General features: G+C 69.3%; 16 protein-coding genes. 9 read left to right on the forward strand and 7 right to left on the reverse strand.

The window, feature by feature from the left end:
• The 3 genes from Q8R27_RS13485 to folK form a co-directional block, all read right to left on the reverse strand.
• Positions 1-386 (reverse strand): HD domain-containing protein (locus Q8R27_RS13485; RefSeq protein ID WP_305699518.1); only part of this gene is annotated, 386 nt, incomplete at its 3' end.
• Positions 387-481: 95 nt separating this feature from the next.
• Positions 482-841 (reverse strand): DNA-directed RNA polymerase subunit omega, encoded by a 360-nt coding sequence (gene rpoZ, locus Q8R27_RS13490; protein WP_305699504.1) that lies wholly within the window; start codon positions 839-841, stop codon positions 482-484.
• Positions 842-913: 72 nt separating this feature from the next.
• On the reverse strand, positions 914-1,417 hold the full coding sequence (gene folK, locus Q8R27_RS13495) for a 2-amino-4-hydroxy-6-hydroxymethyldihydropteridine diphosphokinase (protein ID WP_305699505.1): 504 nt from the start codon (positions 1,415-1,417) through the stop codon (positions 914-916).
• Between the two features lie 47 nt (positions 1,418-1,464).
• Between folK and Q8R27_RS13500 the strand changes: the two genes are divergently transcribed.
• Genes Q8R27_RS13500 through Q8R27_RS13515 form a run of 4 tightly spaced genes read left to right on the forward strand, consistent with a single transcriptional unit; the run spans position 1,465 to position 4,642 of the window.
• On the forward strand, positions 1,465-2,073 hold the full coding sequence (locus Q8R27_RS13500) for an NYN domain-containing protein (RefSeq protein ID WP_305699506.1): 609 nt from the start codon (positions 1,465-1,467) through the stop codon (positions 2,071-2,073).
• Between the two features lie 9 nt (positions 2,074-2,082).
• Positions 2,083-2,745, forward strand: coding sequence for a uracil-DNA glycosylase (locus Q8R27_RS13505; RefSeq protein WP_305699507.1), 663 nt, complete (start codon positions 2,083-2,085; stop codon positions 2,743-2,745).
• Complete coding sequence (locus Q8R27_RS13510) at positions 2,742-3,725, forward strand: glycosyltransferase family A protein (protein ID WP_305699508.1); 984 nt, start codon at positions 2,742-2,744, stop codon at positions 3,723-3,725. Before Q8R27_RS13505 ends, Q8R27_RS13510 begins: the two co-directional genes overlap by 4 nt.
• A complete protein-coding gene (locus Q8R27_RS13515; RefSeq protein WP_305699509.1) occupies positions 3,722-4,642 on the forward strand; it encodes a glycosyltransferase family 2 protein in 921 nt (306 codons plus the stop codon). Before Q8R27_RS13510 ends, Q8R27_RS13515 begins: the two co-directional genes overlap by 4 nt.
• A 4-nt stretch (positions 4,643-4,646) precedes the next feature.
• Here Q8R27_RS13515 and Q8R27_RS13520 read toward each other — a convergent pair whose 3' ends face one another.
• Genes Q8R27_RS13520 through dapA form a run of 3 tightly spaced genes read right to left on the reverse strand, consistent with a single transcriptional unit; the run spans position 4,647 to position 6,741 of the window.
• Positions 4,647-5,390 carry a GNAT family N-acetyltransferase gene (locus Q8R27_RS13520; protein ID WP_305699510.1) on the reverse strand — a complete coding sequence of 248 codons (744 nt, stop codon included), beginning with the start codon at positions 5,388-5,390 and terminating at the stop codon, positions 4,647-4,649.
• Positions 5,387-5,842, reverse strand: a complete 456-nt coding sequence (smpB, locus tag Q8R27_RS13525; protein ID WP_305596979.1) for an SsrA-binding protein SmpB — start codon at positions 5,840-5,842, stop codon at positions 5,387-5,389. Before smpB ends, Q8R27_RS13520 begins: the two co-directional genes overlap by 4 nt.
• A gap of 14 nt (positions 5,843-5,856) precedes the next feature.
• Positions 5,857-6,741: a 4-hydroxy-tetrahydrodipicolinate synthase gene (gene dapA, locus Q8R27_RS13530; protein WP_305699511.1), complete on the reverse strand. Its 885-nt coding sequence runs from the start codon at positions 6,739-6,741 to the stop codon at positions 5,857-5,859.
• A gap of 168 nt (positions 6,742-6,909) precedes the next feature.
• Here dapA and Q8R27_RS13535 point away from each other — a divergent pair, with 168 nt between their 5' ends.
• The 5 genes from Q8R27_RS13535 to Q8R27_RS13555 all read left to right on the forward strand — a co-directional run bounded on the left by Q8R27_RS13535 (position 6,910) and on the right by Q8R27_RS13555 (position 12,305).
• The gene (locus Q8R27_RS13535; RefSeq protein ID WP_305699512.1) at positions 6,910-8,958 is read left to right on the forward strand and encodes a lytic transglycosylase domain-containing protein; all 2,049 of its coding nucleotides are present in this window, start codon (positions 6,910-6,912) and stop codon (positions 8,956-8,958) included.
• A 13-nt stretch (positions 8,959-8,971) separates the two neighbouring features.
• Entirely contained in the window at positions 8,972-9,316 is a 345-nt protein-coding gene (locus Q8R27_RS13540; RefSeq protein ID WP_305699513.1) for a hypothetical protein, read from the forward strand.
• A 39-nt stretch (positions 9,317-9,355) separates the two neighbouring features.
• Complete coding sequence (locus tag Q8R27_RS13545) at positions 9,356-10,249, forward strand: class I SAM-dependent methyltransferase (protein ID WP_305699514.1); 894 nt, start codon at positions 9,356-9,358, stop codon at positions 10,247-10,249.
• Positions 10,246-11,037 carry an RNA methyltransferase gene (locus Q8R27_RS13550; RefSeq protein ID WP_305699515.1) on the forward strand — a complete coding sequence of 264 codons (792 nt, stop codon included), beginning with the start codon at positions 10,246-10,248 and terminating at the stop codon, positions 11,035-11,037. Before Q8R27_RS13545 ends, Q8R27_RS13550 begins: the two co-directional genes overlap by 4 nt.
• 200 nt (positions 11,038-11,237) lie before the next feature.
• Positions 11,238-12,305: a hypothetical protein gene (locus Q8R27_RS13555; protein ID WP_305699516.1), complete on the forward strand. Its 1,068-nt coding sequence runs from the start codon at positions 11,238-11,240 to the stop codon at positions 12,303-12,305.
• A gap of 4 nt (positions 12,306-12,309) precedes the next feature.
• Here the strand turns inward: Q8R27_RS13555 and hrpB are convergent.
• On the reverse strand, positions 12,310-14,421 hold a 2,112-nt coding region (hrpB, locus tag Q8R27_RS13560), incomplete at its 5' end, for an ATP-dependent helicase HrpB (protein ID WP_305699517.1).

Raw genomic sequence — 14,421 nt, forward strand, 5'->3', positions numbered from 1 at the left:
TCCTTGGAGATGGCGAGAATGAATTTGCGCAGGTTCTCGGCCTGGCGCGTGTGCTCGGCTGTGAGTTGCAGCTTGGAAAGCTTGGTGACCCCCTCGACCAGCTCGGCCACCTCGTCGCCGAACAGAGTCTCGATCTGCTCGCGGGTGACCGGCGTGTCCTCGATCACGTCATGCAGCAGCGCTGTGACGATGGAGGCGGTGTCGAGCCGGTAGTCGGTGAGGATGCCCGCCACCTCGATAGGGTGGGCGAAGTAGGGATCGCCGGACGCCCGCTTCTGGGCGCCATGCATGCGCATCGCATAGACGTAGGCGCGGTTCAGCAACGCCTCGTCGGCGGTGGGGTCGTAGGAGCGGACCTTCTCGATCAGCTCATATTGGCGAAGCAGCCTGGGCTTGCGCGCCTTTGCAGGCGCAAGCGGAGGCGGCGGGGCTAGAACGCGAGGCCCCGCCTCGACGGAAAGAGGGTCTGCGCCTTCGGGGCTCAGTACCGCTCCTCCTGACCGCCATCGCGGTCGCTCTGCAGCGCGCGGACCAGTTCCAGCTCGCTCATCTGCATGTGCGTGGGATCGGCCAGCAGGGCCAGGGTCTCGGCTTCTTCCTCGGCTTCCGAGCGCTCGTCGACGCGCTGCAGGGTGCCGATCAGGCTCTCGCGCAGTTCCTCGGCGTCGACCACGTCGTCGGCGATCTCGCGCAGGGACACCACGGGGTTCTTGTCGTTGTCACGGTCGACCAGCAGTTGCGCCCCGGCGGAGATGGCGCGCGCACGATGGGCGGCCAGCAGCACGAGGTTGAAGCGGTTGGGGACTTTCTCGATGCAGTCTTCGACGGTGACGCGGGCCATGGAGTCCTCGGCTGGGGGATAGAACCGGCTAAAATAGAGGTTTGCGGGCGATTGTGCAACGCCGCAGCCGGCTCAAGCCGGCGCTGCGTCCCGCCCGACGCTCGCCAAGTGCGCGAGCGTCGCGGCCATGGCCCCGGACACCGGATGTCGCCACCCCGGCGCGATCTGCGCCAACGGGCCCATGACGAAAAGCCGCTCGTGGGCGCGCGGATGGGGAAGCTGTAAGCCAGGGACATCGATGACTTCGCGTCCGAAGGCGATCAGATCGAGATCGAGGGTGCGCGCCGCATTCGCCTCGCCCCGTCGCCGTCCGAAACGGCGCTCGATTTCAAGCAATTTCGACAGGGTGGCGTGTGCATCCAACGTCGGCTCGACAAGCAGGACGCCGTTGCGATATTCAGGCGCCATATTCACCGCGGGCCAAGCGGCCGAGCGCCACCACGCCGATCGGCGCACGATCCGAAGTCCCGCCTCGCCCATATAGGCCACCGCCGCCTCCAGCAGCGCTTCGCACGACGGATAATCGCCGGCCAGATTGCTTCCCGCGGCGACGATGACCGCCGCATCCAGGTTCATATCCGAGCCCTCATGTTCGCGCCGCCCTCAAAGGACCGACTATTCTCATGACCTTCTATCCGAACGAGCGGCTGGCGTTGTTCATCGACGGGGCGAATCTGTACACCGCCACCAAGGGCCTGGGCTTCGACATCGACTACCGCAAGCTGTTGGACGAGTTCCGCAAGCGCGGCCACTTGATCCGCGCCTACTACTACACCGCGGTCGCCGAGGATCAGGACTATTCCCCGATCCGCCCGCTGGTCGATTGGCTCGACTACAATGGCTTCCAGCTGGTGACCAAGCCGGCGCGGGAATTCACCGATTCGCAGGGCCGCAAACGCTGGCGCGGCGACATGGACGTGGAGATCGCCGTCGACATGATGGAGATGGCCGCCCACGCCGAGCATCTGGTGCTGTTCTCGGGCGACGGCGACTTCCGCAGCCTGGTGGCGGCCGTCCAGCGCAAGGGCGTCCGCGTCACCGTGGTCTCCACCGTCAAGTCGCAGCCTCAGATGGTCTCCGACGATCTGCGGAGGCAGGCCGACGTGTTCGTCGACCTGGCCGACCTCGCCGACATCATCGGCCGCCCTGCCCGCCTGCCTCGCTACATCCAGGAACGTGTGCCGTCGGACAGCTTCGCATCAGTGGGCTCCACGTCCGACGGCGACGCCTGAGCCGTCGCCGTGACCGCCGCGCCCGTGATCGCCCTGGCGCCCGAACCGCCGCGCGACTGCCCCCTCTGCCCGCGACTGGTGGCCTATCGGGAAACCAACCGCGCTCAGCATCCAGACTGGTTCAACGGGCCGGCGCCCTCTTTCGGCGACCCGCTGGCGCGCCTGGCGGTGGTGGGACTGGCGCCGGGAAGAAGCGGCGCCAACCGCACAGGTCGCCCGTTCACCGGCGATTTCGCCGGCGTGCTGCTCTACGACACTCTGCTGAAGACCGGCTTCGCCCGCGGGCGCTATCTGGCGCGTCCCGATGACGGCCTGGAACTGGTCGACTGCATGATCACCAACGCCGTGCGCTGCGCCCCGCCCGGCAACAAGCCGGAGACCAGCGAAGAGGCCACTTGCCGCGGATTTCTCACCGCGCGCCTGGGCGATCTGCCGAAGCTGCGGGTGATCGTCACGCTTGGCGACGTCTCGCGGCGCAATGTGCTGCGCGCACTGGGCTTCAAGGCGGCCGCGGCGCCCAGCGGCCACGGCGCGGAATTCGACGCTGGCGGCGTGCACCTGATCAACAGCTACCATTGCTCGCGGCTCAATACGAACACCGGGCGTCTGACGCCGGCGATGTTCGAGGACGTGTTCCGCCGGGCGCGCGCACTCCTGGACGCATCGACTTGAACGCTGCGCTGACCGAGGTGCGGGTGCCGACCTACGCCCGCCCGGCGCTGCTGGAGCGCGCGCTGCGCTCACTCCAGGCGCAGAGCGATCCAAACTGGCGATGCCGGGTGTTCGACGACTCACCCGATGACGCCAGCCTGCAGGTCTGCCGGCGCTTGAGCGACGCGCGCATCCTGCACAGCTTCAATCAGCCGCGCCGGTTCGCAGCCGGCAACATCGACCAGTGCTTCGCCCAGGTGGACGATGCCGACTTCGCCTTCGTGCTAGAAGACGACAACCTGGTGCTGCCGACATTCATCGAAGAGAACATAGCCGCGGTCCGTGCCCACGGCGCGCCGATCGTGCTGCGCAACCAACACGTCGCGACGGCAGATTTGGATATCGAGAGCGTCGAGAAACTCCCGACGATCCTGGAGGGGCGGTTCCACGAGCGGGTCTACGCCCCCCAGGAATTCAGGGTGTCGGCGCTGTTCTCGCTCGGCGTCTCGAACGGCGGGTTGTTCTGGTCGCGAGAAGCTGAGACCGACTTCGAAGTGCGGGCGCCTGGGTGCGACGCCGTGCTGCAGGAACATCTGCGCGCCGCGCTGGTTCGTGACGATGTGTTCGTAGCCCGCACCCCTCTGGCGATCTGGACCGACAACGCCGGCGACACCCAGCGCCATTCAGGCGGCGGTTCCGGCTTCTGGAAGCGCGAACTCCGGCTGAAGAAGGCGCAGATCGCCTTGCGCCGCCTGATCGCCAGCGAGCTGCGCCGCGACGATCGCTACGACCTCGTGGCCTCAACCCTCTTCAACGTCGACCTCATCGAGCGTCAGCGAGACCTGGCGAAGTCGCTGCTGCCCTGGCCCGCGAAGGCGGGCTTGTCGCTTGGCGAACGCGCAAACCTCGCGGCGCGCGGTCTGGCGATCCTGCTGCTCGGCGATACGCCTGAGGACTTTTCGCAGCTCATACGCACACGCCTGCCGATGGAGCCCGCGTGAGCTGGACTGAACCTCCCGCTGTCCAGACGCTGGACGTCTGCGTGTGCACCTTCCGCCGGGCTTCGGTGGAGGCGACGTTGCACTCGATCGCAGCTCAGGTCCTGCCCGAGGGGTTCTCCCTGCGGGTGGTGGTCGCCGACAACGACGATGCCCCCTCGGCCCGCGCGCGGGTGCAGGCCGCCGCGGATGCGCTGGAATTGATGGTGGACTACGTCCACGCCCCGGCCCGCAACATCTCCACGGCCCGCAACGCCTGTCTGGACGCGGTCACCGCCGATTGGTTCGCCTTCATTGACGACGACGAGACGGCTGCGCCCGATTGGATCGCCAAGCTCTGGGCCGCACGCGACGGCGTCGACATCGTTTTCGGCGTCGCTCAGGCGCTCTACGCCATTGACGCTCCGGGCTGGATGGTCCGCGGCGACTACCACACCAACACCCTGGCGCGGGAACGTACGGTGATCTCGGGCTACACCTCCAACGTGCTCGTGCGCAGCGCCGTGGTGGGCGCGTTACGGTTCGATCCGGCCCTGGGACTGGTGGGCGGCGAGGACACCCTGTTCTTCCATGCCCTGATGCTCGGCGGCGCGACGTTCGCCTTCGCCCCGGACGCGCTGGTCTTCGAGCCCGTGTCGCCTGCCCGCGCGAGTCTGGGTTGGATCCTCAAACGCAAGTACCGCGCCGGTCAGACCCACGCACACCTGATCCGCACGTCCCGGCCCGGTCAAATCGGCAAGGTCGCCCTGCTGGCGGCGGCTAAGTCCGGCTACAGCCTGCTAGGCGCCGTCGCCTGCGCGCCGATGCCAACGCGGGCGATCCAGAACCTCACACGGGCGGTGTTCCACGCTGGCGTCGTCGCCTACAGCCTGGGCGGGCGATTTTATGCAGAGTACGCGAAACCCGCCACAAGCGGCTAATATTTCAGGAGTTTATCCAGTATCGGTAACGCCATCCCGTCACGAAACCAGCGCGGGCGTAGAGCGCGCGAGCCGGAGCGTTCGCTTCCTCCACCTGCAGAAACACCCGTGGGACGTCGCGCGACGCAATGGCCTCTCCGAGCGCCGACAGGACGCCGCCGGCCAGTCCGCGACCACGATGCTGGAGCGCCGTGCGCATGCCGTGCACGCTGGCCCACCCCTCACTGAGGCTCGCCACTCCGACAGCGAGCGTCGAGCCGCCCTCCTGGACCCGTGCGAACACCGCGTCCTTCGCCCTGGCCAGCACAGCCGCCCTATGCACGCCCTCGGCGGGATCGAACCCTTCGCCGAGGAAGACCGAACGCCAGCCATCGTCCGGCTTGTCGATCGTTTCGGCGGACTGCTTGGATAGCCCTGCGAGCCCGGCCGCCTCCCCCACCATCACCAAGGTCGGCTGCTCGTCACGATAGCCTGCCGCCGCAAGCGTGGCCCGCGCGGCCCCCAGTCCCACGCTATCGCCAAGTCGAAACGCCGCCGGCAAGGCGCGCTCGTCGTAGAGCGCCTCGATCCGCGCCAGAGTCTCGTCGGTGAGGCTTGCGGCGTGGCTCAGCGGCGCGGCGCTGGCTGCGCGGCGGATCGGGCCTGGATTGCGCGCGACCAGCCAGCCGTCGATCTCGACCGGGTCGGTGACGCCGACCGCCGCCAGCGTCGCGCGCTCGATAGCGGCGACGTCGGCATCCGCGATCATCCGCGGTCGCGCATCAGCCGGGCCTTGTCGCGCTGCCAGTCGCGTTCGGCGGTCGCCTCGCGCTTGTCGTGGGCCTTCTTGCCCTTGGCCAGCGAGAGCTCCAGCTTCGCCAGCCCCTTCTCGTTCCAATAGAGCTTGGTCGGGATGATCGTGCGGCCTTCGCGCTGCACGGCGCCGATAAGCTTGTCGAGCTGCTTGCGATGCAACAGCAGCTTCCGCGGCCGGCGCGGCTCGTGGTTGAAGCGGTTGGCCTGGTTGTAGGGCGGGATGTCGGCGTTGATCAGCACCACCTCGCGACCTTCGACGGCGGCGTAGGATTCGGCGATGTTGGCGCGCCCGTTGCGCAGGGATTTCACCTCGGTGCCGGTGAGCATCAGCCCGGCCTCGAAGGTCTCTTCCAGGAAGTAGTCGAAGCGCGCGCGGCGGTTCTCCGCGATCAGCTTGCCGGTCATGTCAGCACGCCATCCTAGATGACGCCCGCATCGCGCATGGCGCCCAGCACCTCGGTGCGAGCGGCTTCCGAGCAGCGGACGATCGGCAGGCGTGCATCCTCGGCGCACAGCCCCAGGTGGGCCATGGCGAACTTGGTCGGCGACGGCGAGGCGTCGGCGAACAAAGCGCGGTGCAGACGCACCAGCCGGTCCTGCCAGTAAAGGCCGGTCTTCCAATCGCCCGCCATGACCGCGTTGTAGAACGCCGCGCACTGCTCGGGCGCGACGTTGGAGGTCACCGAGATGCAGCCATGGCCGCCGTGCGCCATGTAGCCTAGCGCCGTGGGATCGTCGCCGGTCAGCAGCAGCCAGTCCTCGCCGCACTTCAGCCGCTGGAAGCTCGGCCGGGTGACGTCGCCGGTTGCGTCCTTGACGCCGGCGATGTTCGGCAGCTTCGACAGCCGCGCCAGGGTCTCGTTGGAGATGTCGACGCTGGTGCGGCCAGGTACGTTGTAGATCACCACCGGCAGCTGCACCGCGGCGTTGATCGCCTCGTAGTGGGCGTAGAGCCCGTCCTGGCTGGGACGGTTGTAATAGGGGGTCACCACCAGGGCGGCGTCCGCGCCGACGGTCTTGGCGTGACGCACCAGATCGATGGCCTCGTCGGTGGCGTTTGCGCCCGCCCCGGCGATCACCGGTACGCGACCCGCCGCGGTCTTCACGCAGAGCTCCACCGCGCGGCGGTGCTCTTCATGGCTCAGCGTCGAGGTCTCGCCGGTGGTGCCGACGGGCACCAGCCCGTGCACGCCCGCCGCGATCTGACGCTCGATCAGGGCGACATAGGCGGCTTCGTCGATCCCGCCATCGCGGAACGGCGTCACCAGCGCCGTGATGACGCCCCTGAACATCGGATCGGACATGTCTGCAAAATGCCGTGAATGCGCCGCACGTTGTTGCGGCTTCAAGAATTGGCCGGACATTATGGCGTCGTGGGCTCGCCCCGCAACGCCCGTGTTCGTCCGCGTGACCGGAGAGACCCCTTGCCCTCAAAGGCCCGCAGAGCTGTTTTTACAGCGGCTTCCGTAACGATGTTGGGCGCCGTCGCCAACGCCCAGCCGGCGAATCAGACGCCGGCCTATCCGATGGCGACTCAGCCTGCGCCGGTGATGATGCAGGCGCCGCCGATATCAGGGCGGCGATTCCTGTCGGACGCCGACACCCAGGCCCTGCGACAGGTGCTGGATGCGTCGCGCCGCGGCGATGCGGCGGGCGCGCGCAACAGCCTGCCGATGATCAGCGATCCGGTGGCTCGAAAGATCGGCACATGGGCGTTCGTCGACGCGGCCGGCGAAGGCATGAGTTTCTTCGAGGCCGACCAGGCGCGGCGCGACCTCGCCGGATGGCCACGGGCCGCGCGCCGCAATGCGCTGGCCGAGCGCAAGCTCGAGACCGCAGGCCTCGGACCTCAACAGGTGATCGACTGGTTCGCCGGCGGCGAGCCGCAGACGCCGGAGGGCGCGATGGCGTTGGCCGGCGCCTATCGCGTCCAGGGCAAGCTCCCCGAGGCTGAGGCCCTGATCCGCCGTTTCTGGCGCGAGAAGGTTTTCGAGGCCGGCCCGCAGCAGACGATGATCGCGCGCTTTGGCGACACGCTGACCCTCGACGACCACGCCAAGCGCGCCGACATGCTGCTCTACAGTTCTCAGGGTCCGGCCTCGCGGATGATGATCGGCATGCTGGCGCCGGATCAGCGCGCCGCCGCTGAGGCCAGGCTCGCGCTCCGCGCCAATAGCCCGAGCGGCCCTGGCCTCGCCCAGGCCTTGCCGGGCGATCTTAACGCCAGTCCGGGCGTCGCCTTCGAACGCGCAGCCTATCTGCGCCGGCGCGGCATGACCGACATGGCGATGGGGCTGGCGCCCAGCTTCCCCAAGGAAGTCTCCAGTTCCGAGATGGCCGACCGCATCTGGGACGAACGCTATCAGCTGGTGTTGGCGGCGCTGCGCAGCGGTGATTCGCGCGCCGCCTACCAAGCCGCCGCCAATAGCGGCCTGAAGAGCGGCGGCGACGCGGCGGATGCGGAATTCTACGCCGGCTGGATCGCGCTGACCCGCCTGAAGAACCCGGCCCAGGCCGATGTCCACTTCGCGGCGCTGGAGAAGATCGGCGCCTCGCCAATCACCCGCGGCCGCGCGCTCTACTGGCGTGGCCGGGCTGCCGAGGCGCGGGGCGACAAGGCCGCGGCGAACGGGTTCTATGGCGCGGCGGCCCGCTTCAACACCACCTTCTACGGCCAACTCGCCGGTGAGAAGGTCGGCGACGGCCGCCTGACGCTTGCGCCAGACCCGCAGATCTCCGCCGCAGATCGCGCCCGCTTCGACGGGCGCGATTCGGTGCAGGCCGCGCGGATGCTCTACGACATGGGCGAACGCGACCTGTTCAAGGCCTTCGTCCTGGCGCTCGACGACGTCCTGCCGACGCTGGAGGAGCAGGCGCTGCTGGTCGATCTGGCGCGCGGTTACGGCGACCAGGACACCTCGATGAAGGTCGTGCGGACCGCCGCCCAGCGCGGCTTCATCCTGACCGGACGAGGATATCCGCTGCGGACCCCGCCTTCGGTGATGGGCGCACCCGAACCGGCGCTGGTGTTGGGCATCACCCGCCAGGAAAGCGGCTTCGACCCCTTGGTTCGCTCCGGCGTCGGCGCGCGCGGCATGATGCAGCTGATGCCGGCCACCGCCTCGATCGTCGCGCGCAACATGGGCGTCGGCTACCAGCCCGGCATGCTCGACGACCCTGACTACAACATGCGCCTGGGCTCGACCTACCTGCGCCAGGTGATCGACACCTTCTCCGGGTCCTATGTGATGGGCGTGGCCTCGTACAACGCCGGCCCCGGCCGACCGGCGCAATGGGTCGGCTTCTGCGGCGATCCGCGCGGCGCGACCACGGACCCGATCGACTTCATCGAGTGCATCCCGTTCTCCGAGACCCGAAACTATGTGATGCGTGTCCTGGAGGGCATGCAAGTCTACCGCGCCAAGCTGAACGGCGGGACCGCACCGATCACCCTCTCCAGCGATCTGCGGCGCGGCGGCTACGGCTATGCGCCGCCGCAGGTGGTGGCTTCAACGCCCTGAGCCGGAGCCAGCCATGAGACTTCGGGTGCTGAGCGTCCTGGCGTTCGCCGGATCGCTGGGCGGCTGCGTCACTTCGCCCAAGCAGACTGTGTTGAACCTCGACACCACCGATCCCCGGTGGACGAGCCGCGCCTGCGTCGAGGCTCGCAAGAGCGTCTATGTCTACAACGACCGGGCGCTGACCCGCGGCGTAGTCGGCGTCGCGGGCAATCTGGTCGCGCCCTTCGCCGGCACCGCCACCTCGCTCGCGATGAGCGCGGCGCAGGACGACAATCGCGCCAGGCTGAACCATCGGGTCCGCGCGGCCTGCATTTCCGACCCACTTGGCGAGAAGCCGGCGAAGCGCGCACGGCGCTAGCGCTGGACGCGGCGGCGGAGGTGCGCGTAAACGCCGCCCATGGACCCTTCCGTCGCCCAGACCCCGGACGTGATGCGCACGACGGCGTGGGAGGACTACGCCCTGCTGGACAGCGGCGACGGCCGCAAGCTTGAGCGCTACGGCCACTACCGGGTCGTGCGCCCCGAACCCCAGTGCCTGTGGTCGCCGCGCCTGCCGGCCGTCGACTGGGAAAGCGCCGATGCGGCTTTCGAACCTACCGACGAGGAAGACGCCGGCCGCTGGCGCTTCCGCGACAAGCCGGCGGACCAGTGGACCCTCGGCTGGGGCGACGTACGCTTCGCCGCGCGCTTCACCGCCTTCCGGCACTTGGCCTTCTTCCCTGAGCAGGCGGCGAACTGGGCCTGGCTCGACGCCATCGTCCGCAATCAAACAACGCCGCCTCGGGTGCTGAACCTGTTCGGCTATACCGGCGTCGCCAGTCTCGTCTGTGCGGCCGCAGGCGCATCCGTCACCCATGTGGACGCCTCGAAGAAGGCCATCGCCTGGGCGCGCGAGAACGCGGAGCTCTCCGGCCTGTCGCAGGCGCCGATCCGCTGGATCTGCGAGGACGCGCGCAAGTATGTGCAGCGCGAGGCCCGGCGCGGGTCACGCTACGAAGGCGTCATCCTCGACCCGCCCAAATACGGTCGCGGGCCCGGCGGCGAAGTCTGGCGGCTATTTGAGGACCTACCCGGACTGGCGAAACTGTGCGCCGAGCTGCTGTCCGAGGATGCGGCCTTCATCGTGCTCAACGCCTACGCCGCGCGGATCAGCGGTGCGGCGCTGGCCGGGCTGTTGTCGGAGCGGATGGCGGGACGCGGCGGGCGCATCGAGTGGGGTGAGCTCGCCCTGGTCGAAGAGGGCGACGCCCGTCAGATCGGGCTCTCCTTCTACGCCCGGTGGTCGCGGTGAGCGGCCGCGTCGTCACCTCGCTGACCAACCCGACGGTCAAGGCGGTGCGCGCGCTGCATCTGCGCAAGGCCCGCGAGGAAACCGGCCTGTTCGTCGCCGAGGGCCTGAAGATCGTCACTGAGGCCGTCGAGCTGGGCCACGCCCCACGCATCCTGCTCTACGGTCGCGAAGCCGCCGACCACCCGCTGTTGCGCGCCGCCCTTCGCAGCGCCGCTGACGCCGGCGGGGAGGCGATCGAGGTGACCCGCGACATCCTCGCCAAGATCTCACGGCGCGATAACCCCCAGGCCGTTGTCGGCGTGTTCGCCCAGAGTTTCACCGCGCTGGAGGCGCTCGTTGCGGCCAGCGCCGACTGCTGGATCGCCCTTCACCGGGTTCGCGACCCCGGTAACCTCGGCACCATCCTGCGCACTGCGGATGCGGCCGGTTGCGGCGGGGTGATCCTGGTCGGCGAATGCTGCGACCCCTATTCGGTGGAGGCGGTGCGCGCCACCATGGGCTCGATCTTCGCCGTGCCGATCGTCAAGGCGGACGAGGCCGACTTCCTCAACTGGCGCGCGGCTTGGCCTGGGTCGGTGGTCGGCGCCCTGCTCAGCGCCACCCTCGACTACCGCGCCGCGCCTTACGTAAAGCCGACGATGGTGCTGATGGGCAATGAGCAGCAGGGCCTGCCGCCGCAGATGGCCGCAGCCTGCGACGTCAACGTCAAGATCCCCATGCGCGGCCGCGCCGACAGCCTGAACCTCTCGGTGGCCACCGGCGTCATGGTCTACGCAGCGACGGCGTGATCAGGGCGCCGGGCCGCTGTAGTGCTCGTTGCAGCCTGAAATAACCGCCCAGGCGGTCGGCTGTCGCCAAGCGCGCCACGCTGGGATTTGACATCACACAGTCCTGGTTGTTCTCGACAGCCCAGCTTGCCGATGGCTCTAGTTCAATCGGACGCGCTTGGGGAGGAACGGTCACGGTCAGGCTTCTCGGTTGGATCCATATGACGCTCGGCGGGCTCGGGCTGCTCATCGGCGGCTGGATTTGCCTGGGGTTGATGGCCGACCCGCAGGGCGGACCGGCGCTCTACTACATCGGCCCGCTGTTCATGGCCCTCTCTACGGTGTTCCTGCTGCCGGCGTTCTTCGGCGGCCTGTTGACCCTGCGCGGGTCGATCTGGGGCCGCACCATTCTGATCGCGTTGTCCGGGCTGCTGCTGCTGGTGATCCCCGTAGGCACCGTGCTCGGCGGGTTCGGCCTGTGGGCGCTGTTGCGACCCGGCGCAGGGGGCGAGATCACGCCACGCTCTCCCACGGCGGGCATCCCGGCGGCGATGGTTCCCGCGGTGTTGCGCCACCGCCGCAAGCAGGTCGTCGGCATGGCCGTGGCCATGGCGGCGGTCGGCTCGGGGTTCATCGTGCTTCTGGGCGCAGGCTTCCGGCTGAATCATCAGCCGCCGCCGGGTTACCTGGACGAGGGCTTCTATCCGGCGATCGCCCTGCTGATCGCCATCATCGCCTTCGTGGTGATCAAGCGGCCGTTCGAGGCGACACCACGCGCGGCGCCGCTCAATCCGTTCTGGCTGCATCGTTATCGCCGGCAGATGCGGCGCGACCAGGAAGCTTGGCAGGAGCAGCGCCGCCAGCGCATCGCCCTGCTGGCCGCAGATCCGATCCGCAGCAGGTACGCGGCCCTGATCGAGGCCGGCGGGACCTGGTCGGACGCCGAGATCGCCTACGACATGGACCCCGACGCCGTGGTCACCTGCCGCCACCTGCAGCCGATCGAGCGGGCCATGCGGCGTGCGGAGATCGACGTCCACCTGGTCGATGCGCCGCAGGTGCGCGCCGCCTGCGTGGTCGACCAGCCGTCGCTCATCGAGCAGTTCCCGCTGCCGAAATCGGTGACCTACCGCGAGATGTTCCTGGGTGGGCGCTCGGCGGAAGACGATCCCGTCGCCTTCCTGATCTGCGACCGCTGCCAGTCGACCATCGACACCCTGCACCCACAGGCGGCGCGCAACGCCGTGCGATGGTTCCCGCAAGCGCCGGCGCCCGAATACCTGCACTGAGCCGCTAGCCGCGCGGCTTGGCGCGCGTCGTCGGCTGCGCGGCGGCCGGGTCCTCGGGCCAGGGGTGCTTGGGATAGCGTCCGCGCATCTCGCTACGCACATCCTTCCACGAGCCCCGCCAGAAGCCCGGCAGGTCGCGCGTCGTCTGGATCGGCCGGCGCGCCGGCGACAGCAGCGCCAGCGTCAGCGGCCAAGCGCCATTCGCCACCGCCGGATGGGTCGCCAGGCCGAACAGTTCCTGCACACGAATCTCCACGCGGGGACCGCCGTCCGCCGCATAGTCGATCGCCACGCGCGTGCCGGTGGGCGCGGTCCATTGGCTAGGCGCGGCCTCCTCCAGCCGCCGCTGGACGTCCCCGGAGATCCGCGCGCGCAGGGCGGCGTCCAGAGCGTCAGCGCGCAACGCCGTCAATGTCCGGAGGCCGGTCAGCAACGGCGCCAGCCAGTCGTCCAAGTCCTCCAGCAGCGCGGCGTCAGAGAGGTCGGGCCATTCGCCCGGCGCGAGGGTTCGCAGGAACGCCGCGCGCGCCCTCAGGTCACGCGCGCCCATCCCCCACGGCAGGGCGTCGACGCCATCGTCCCGCACCCGCTGGAGGAGCGCCTCGGCCACGAGGCCGGGATCCGGCGCATGGTCGAGGGTTTCGCGGACGACGATGCGGCCCAACCGGGTCAGGCGCCTGGCGATCACTTTGCCGCCCGCACTGTCGTCGAGCCGCATCTCTGTCTCCAGCGCGTTATCGAACACCGCGAGCAGCTCCGCCTCTTCCAGCGGCGCCGCCAGCAGGATGCGGTCGCGACGCTCGCCTCCCCCCAGTTCGGCGACGGCCAGCCACGGGGCGCGGGCGAGCGCGTCAGTGGCGTCCAGGTAGGCGCCCCGACCGCTGACCAGCTGGAACTCGCCGGCCGGGCCTCGGGCGTGCGCCACCCGCTCCGGATAGGCCAGGGCCAGCAGCATGCCGTCGCTCAACGGCTCTCCCTCGCCGGACGGCGCGAGACGCGTCCAACGGTCGGCCAATGCGCGGGCGTCACGCGCGCGAGGCGAGCGATCGCGCTCGAAGCCTTCCAGCCGGTGACGCAGGTCAGCGTCCCGACCGCCGAGGTTGCGCTCAACGGCGATGGCGGCGATGCGCGCGGCGCGGGCGCCCTGCCCGCGTTCCCCCGCTCTGACCAGCATGTGGGCGAGCCTGGGCGGCAGCGGGATCTCGGCGAGCGCCCGGCCATGCGGCGTCAGCACCCCGTCGGCGTCCAGCGCCTCCAGGCGTCGCAGCAGGCTCCGGGCTTCGCTGAAAGCGCCGGGCGGCGGCGGATCGAGGAAGGCCAGCGCACTAACGTCGCGCGCACCCCAGCGGGCGAGATCGAGGGCCAGACCGCTCAAATCCGCGTCGAGGATTTCAGGATCGGCCTGGGCCGGCAGCGCGCGGGTCTCGGCCTCGTCCCACAGCCGATAGCACGCGCCGGGTTCGGTGCGCCCCGCGCGCCCCCGGCGCTGATCGGCTGCGGCGCGGCTGACCCTGACGGTGGCGAGGCGCGTCAGCCCGCTGGCCGGATCGAACCGCGGCACGCGCGCGACGCCGCTGTCGATGACGACGCGGACCCCCTGGATGGTCAGACTGGTCTCGGCGATGGAGGTGGCGAGCACCACCTTGCGCTCTCCCGGCCGCGCCGGTGCGATGGCGCGGTCCTGATCGCTGGGGTCGAGGGCGCCGTAGAGCGGAGCCAGCGTGACGCCCGCAGGAAGCTGCGACAGCAATTCCGCCGTGCGTCGGATTTCGCCTTGCCCGGGGAGGAACGCGAGGACGCTTCCCGGTTCATCGGCGAGCGCGCGGCGCACGGCGCGAGCGACGCGATCCTCCAGGCGCATAGCGTCGTCGCGCCCGAGGTAGCGGGTCTCCACGGGAAACATCCGGCCGAGGCTTTCGATCACCGGTGCATCGCCGCCCAGCAGGCGGGCCACCGCCGCCCCGTCCAGGGTCGCCGACATCACCAGCAGGCGCAGGTCTTCGCGCAGCAGCTGCTGGCTGTCGCGGGCCAGGGCCAGGCCGAGATCGGCGTCCAGGCTGCGTTCATGGAACTCGTCGAACAGGACAGCGGCCACGCCGTGAAGCGCCGGGTCGTC

This window comes from Phenylobacterium sp. (genome assembly GCF_030697305.1).
Lineage (GTDB): Bacteria > Pseudomonadota > Alphaproteobacteria > Caulobacterales > Caulobacteraceae > Phenylobacterium.